The organism is Mycobacterium angelicum, assembly GCF_002086155.1.
In the GTDB taxonomy this organism is placed as follows: domain Bacteria; phylum Actinomycetota; class Actinomycetes; order Mycobacteriales; family Mycobacteriaceae; genus Mycobacterium; species Mycobacterium angelicum.
Map to the genome: position 1 here is coordinate 1 of NZ_MVHE01000451.1, position 218 is coordinate 218.

Genomic DNA, 218 nt, shown 5'->3' on the forward strand with positions numbered 1-218 from the left:
GGCCATCGGTGTGACCCCAGCAAGCTGCTGCTCGACCCGTATGGGAAGTCGTTCCACGGCGATTTCACCTTCGGGCAGGCGCTGTATTCCTATGACGTCAACGCCGTCGACCCGGACAGCACTCCCCCGATGGTCGACTCGCTGGGCCACACTATGACCAGCGTCGTGATCAATCCGTTCTTCGACTGGGCATACGACCGGTCGCCGCGCACCCCGTA

1 pseudogene is annotated in these 218 nt (G+C 62.8%); it reads left to right on the forward strand.

What is annotated here, in order from left to right:
• A pseudogene (locus BST12_RS30225) lies at window positions 1-218 on the forward strand (glycogen debranching enzyme); the annotation flags it as partial.